This is a genomic window from uncultured Dialister sp., from assembly GCF_900538805.1.
Lineage (GTDB): Bacteria > Bacillota > Negativicutes > Veillonellales > Dialisteraceae > Dialister.
Window position 1 is genome coordinate 1 of record NZ_UPZP01000136.1, and the last position, 4,477, is coordinate 4,477.

3 protein-coding genes are annotated in these 4,477 nt (G+C 55.8%); all 3 read right to left on the reverse strand.

Annotation, left to right across the window (positions count from 1 at the left end; translation table 11 throughout):
- Positions 1-233: 233 nt before the first annotated feature.
- The 3 genes from cbiB to cobU are packed head-to-tail and all read right to left on the reverse strand — an operon-like array spanning position 234 to position 3,335.
- Positions 234-1,220 (reverse strand): adenosylcobinamide-phosphate synthase CbiB, encoded by a 987-nt coding sequence (gene cbiB / locus QZQ29_RS08955; protein ID WP_296962494.1) that lies wholly within the window; start codon positions 1,218-1,220, stop codon positions 234-236.
- A complete protein-coding gene (locus tag QZQ29_RS08960) occupies positions 1,213-2,736 on the reverse strand; it encodes a cobyric acid synthase (RefSeq protein ID WP_296962498.1) in 1,524 nt (507 codons plus the stop codon). The genes cbiB and QZQ29_RS08960 overlap by 8 nt, the downstream gene beginning before the upstream one ends.
- A gap of 8 nt (positions 2,737-2,744) precedes the next feature.
- Positions 2,745-3,335 (reverse strand): bifunctional adenosylcobinamide kinase/adenosylcobinamide-phosphate guanylyltransferase, encoded by a 591-nt coding sequence (gene cobU / locus QZQ29_RS08965; RefSeq protein ID WP_296962496.1) that lies wholly within the window; start codon positions 3,333-3,335, stop codon positions 2,745-2,747.
- Positions 3,336-4,477: the final 1,142 nt, after the last annotated feature.

The window sequence follows — 4,477 nt, forward strand, 5'->3', positions numbered from 1 at the left end:
ATACAACCCTTGGCACCGAGGGCCGAAGGCCCGATGGATGCCATACGCCCCTCTGCGCCGAAGGCGCAGGCCCCTACGGGAATACTGCCGCCCCGCCGACTGGCATTTACTGCCATTGGCATCACTTACTATTCTTACCGAGATCCTTCGCTTCGCTCAGGATGACGGCTGCCCGGCGGGGCCATTCGATCTCGGTCCCGACCCCGACCACGGTAGCAGCCGCTCCGCGGCTGCTACCACACAAAGAATATAATCGCCGATTCCACCACCACGAAGAGGATCACCGCGGCGTACATCATATAGATGCTTGTCTTGATATGTTCCGCTTTGAGCGGTGTATCGGGATCCCCCATGTATTCGCGGAATTCCGGTTTTCCTTCGTAGTAGTTGTAGCCGCCGAGGCGCACGTGCATGGCGCCGGCCACGGTGGCTTCGGCGTATCCCCCATTGGGAGAGGGATGCTTGGGGGCATCCCTCAGGCCGATTTTTTCTGCATTTTTCCAGTCCAGCTTCAGGATAGCTGCCGCCGCCACGAAGAGGAGGAAGGTTATCCTTGCGGGGATGTAGTTCAATACGTCGTCCAAACGGGCGGCGAAGCGGCCGAAGAAGAGGTAGCGGTCGTTTTTGTAGCCCAGCATGGAGTCCATAGTGTTGCCGGCGCGGTATAAGGCCGCCCCCAGGGGCCCCAGGAGGAGGAACCAGAAGAGGGGGGAAATGACGCCGTCCGTGGTGTTTTCCGCAATGGTTTCCACGGTGCCCCGGGCGATTTCACTTTCATCCAGATTTTCCGTGTCCCTGCCTACGATCCAGCTTAAGCGCTTTCTGGCGGCTGCCATGTCCCCTGCTTTCAAAAGGCCGTAGATTTCCATGCCGTCCCGGGCCAGGGCCCTGGGGGTGATGGTGAAATAGAGGATCACGGCACTGATGGCGGCGTACATGAGGATGCCCGCCCTGATGGAGAGCCAGGTGAGGAAGCCCACCAGGAGACCTACGGTGAGGAGCACCAAAAGGGAGGTCATCATGCCCCGAAGGAACATATTTCTATCGGATGTCTTCTTTTCGGGATACAGTTTCCCTTCAAAGAAGGAAATGACCTTCCCGATGAGCACCACCGGATGGTAGTCGCTCCTGGGGTCTCCGTAGATGGTGTCAATCACCAGCGCCGCCATGGGGATGACCGCATAGAATGCGGAGTACAGTAAACCGTCCAAATTATTCATTCCTCAGGATTTCATAAAAAGCGTCCATGTCGAAATGGCTTCTCACCATTTTGGCCAGGCGGTCGAATTCGGACTCCTTGTATTCCCGGTATTTGAACTGTACCGGCAGGTCTTTGAGGCCTTTCCTGCGGCGGAGGGCATTGATCACAGCGCGGCGCAGGTCGTCGTTGTCGAAGAGGCCGTGGCAGTAGGTGCCGAAGACGTTCTTCTTTTCATTGATGAAACCGTCCTTAAGGTCCACTTTGTCCTCGCTCCGCTGGACGATATGGAAGAGGGACTTCGCCGGTTTGGTGAGGGTGGTTTCACCCATGTGGATTTCATAGCCCCGCATGCCCCTGCCGGAAAACTGCATGCCCAGGAAGGGCAGGTCGTCGCAGTCGAAGGTGACCTGGTAGGTATTCTTCTTTCCGTGCATGGAGGTGGTGTAAGGGAGAAGCCCAAGGCCGTCCACCTCGTCGTTTTCGCTTTCCACGTGGAGGGGATCGCACACCTTTTCGCCCAGCATCTGGAAGCCGCCGCAGATACCGATGACGGGCACGCCCTTTTCCGCCATTTCCACGATTTCCTTCGCATAGCCCTGGCGCTTCAGGTACAGCAGGTCTTCGGTGGTATTCTTGCTGCCCGGCAGGAGAATCAGGTCCGGGTCGCCGATCATGTCGCCCTGCTGCACGAAACGGAGGTTCACGTCGGGCTCATGGTTCAGCGCATCGAAATCGGTGAAATTGGAAATCTTCGGGGTCTGCATGACGGCGATATGGATGTCCCGCATGACGTGGTCGCTGGGGAGATCCTGGAGGGAAACGGAGTCTTCATCGTCAATACCCAGATTGTCCAGGTACGGAATGACGCCCAGCACCGGAATGCCCGTCTTTTCCTTCAGGAACGTCAAAGCCGGTTCCAGAAGGGTAATGTCGCCGCGGAACTTGTTAATCACAAGGCCCTTCACCAGGGCCCTTTCCTCCGGTTCCAGGAGCTCTAAGGTGCCCACAATGGAAGCCAGCGCCCCGCCCCTGTCGATATCGGCGATGAGGAACACCGGCGCCTGGCACTCTTTGGCAATACGCATATTCACAATGTCGTTCTTCTTCAGGTTCACCTCGGCCGGAGACCCTGCCCCTTCGATGACCAGGGCATCGTAATGGGTTTCCATGTAGTCAAGACTTTCCTTCACCGTTTCCCAGGCCCGCTGGCTGTAATTGTTCTGGTACTCCGAAGCGCTGTAATTTCCTACCGACGTACCCAGCAGAATCACCTGGGAGCAGGAATTTCCTGTAGGCTTTAAAAGCACCGGATTCATCTGCACAATAGGAAGGACCCCGGCAGCCTCCGCCTGGGCCACCGTGGAACGGCCGATTTCACCGCCCGACAGGGTGACATAGGAATTCAGCGCCATATTCTGCGCCTTGAAAGGCGCCGTTTTGTACCCGTCCTGGGCCAGAATACGGCAGAAAGCAGTGGTCAGAATGCTCTTACCCACATGAGAACTGGTTCCCTGAAACATGACTCTCTTTGCAATTTTTGTCATTATAGCTCCACTCCTCTTTCCTTGAGCTCCATAGTAATCCCTGCGATGGAAAGGTATACCTTGTCGGCCCGTTTCGCCACATACTGGTTTGCCAGCCCCACAAGATCCCTGTATACCCGGCTCATGGCATTGGCAGGAACAATGCCCATTCCAAGCTCGTCGGACACAAAGATAATTTCCTTATCGGAAACAGAAGAAATTCGCTCAAACATGAGGGTCAGATCCCTCTCCAGCGCCTCCTGCAGCGTGGTGAGATCCGAAACCCCCAGCGTCTCCACGGTAATTCCCTTCATATGGTCCATGAGCATATTATTCACATACATGGTAATACAGTCAAAAAGAATGGCATCCGCTTCTTCAAGGATATGACCCATTTCCTCCCCTGCTCCATGCATCACCTCGAAAGTCCGCCAGCCCGCGGGACGGCGCTCACGGTGAAGAATCACCCGGTACCGCATCTCATCATCCAGAATCTGGCTGGTGGCGATGTATCCCTTCCTTTTCCCTGTGGAACGATACATCAGCTTCTCCGCAAACTCACTCTTCCCGCTTCTGGCTCCGCCAAGAACAAGAAATACTTTGTTATTCATGTCCTTTCATCACCTTCTTCTATCAGAATTCTGACAATACTACCCTTAAATAATAACATAAGTAAACTTGAGGTGCCATAAGAAAGTGACAGGGGCCGCTTTGCGGCCCGGGTTCAAAAGGTTCAGAAGGTTCAAAGGGTTCAGAGGGGAAGGTTCTTAAGATTGACCGGCCTTACGGCCGGAGGGTTCTTAGGTTTGACGAGGCCTTTGGCCCCGAGGGTTGTGGTATCGCCTTCGGCGATGAGTTTTATATGCCGCTGGCGCGGCGGTGGTGGGCGTCTTTTAATTCGCATAAGACGCCTCTTATGATAAAACCAAACAACCGCGCCCTTGGCGCGATTGGAAAACAAGCAAACCTCGCTACGCTCGTTGAAAATACACCCCTATCCCCCTACGGGGACTTCCCCCGGAGGGGAAAGTTTTAGCGATGCTATAAAATGAGCAACTTAAGTTAGCACCAAGGGAAGCATAGAGCAAACCTCCCCCTCCGGGGGAGGTGCCGTAGGCAGAAGGGGTGTATTTCCACGCGCCGAAGGCGCGGTTGTATGGTTTTCCCCCGCCCGCCAGGGCGGTTTTAAAGGTTTTTATCCACAAGCAAGGCCAGCATACTGCTGATTGGCTCACTGCGTTCGCCACCCCCTATCCGCCTACGGCGGACTCCCCCCCTATGCAGGGGGGAGAATAAACCGCTCTACGCTTCCCTTAGTATCATGTGGCACAATGCAGAGCACCCATAGTGCCCCCTCGAAGAGGGGTGGCAAGGGAACTGGAGTCACACCAGCGAACTGGATTCGTAGGGGAGCGGAAGCGACCTGAGAATCCAGTGAGTCGGTGATAGCCGTGCTGTAGGGAGCCTTTGGGCGACTGAGAATCCAGTGACACGCTTCCCACCGGGGCAAAGGTGGTGGCGAAGCCACCAAAGGGGGTGTTGCTTTTCCATCGCGCCGAAGGCGCGGTTGTATGGTTTTTTCCCCGCCCGCCAGGGCGGTTGTATGGTTTTCCCAGCCACTAGCCACCAGCCACTAGCAACCCCCGGCCCGAAGGGCCGTCAACCCTCACGCCCTTCGGGCGTGTCCCAAAATCAAAAAGAACCCCACCAGCATAGCTGGTGGTTCTTCTTATGCGGCCCAAAGGGCCTATCC

What these genes read in the sequence shown, in the direction of transcription:
- cobU (WP_296962496.1), bottom strand. Translation starts at nt 3,335, where the DNA reads ATGAATAACAAAGTATTTCTTGTTCTTGGCGGAGCCAGAAGCGGGAAG.
- cbiB (WP_296962494.1), bottom strand. Translation starts at nt 1,220, where the DNA reads ATGAATAATTTGGACGGTTTACTGTACTCCGCATTCTATGCGGTCATC.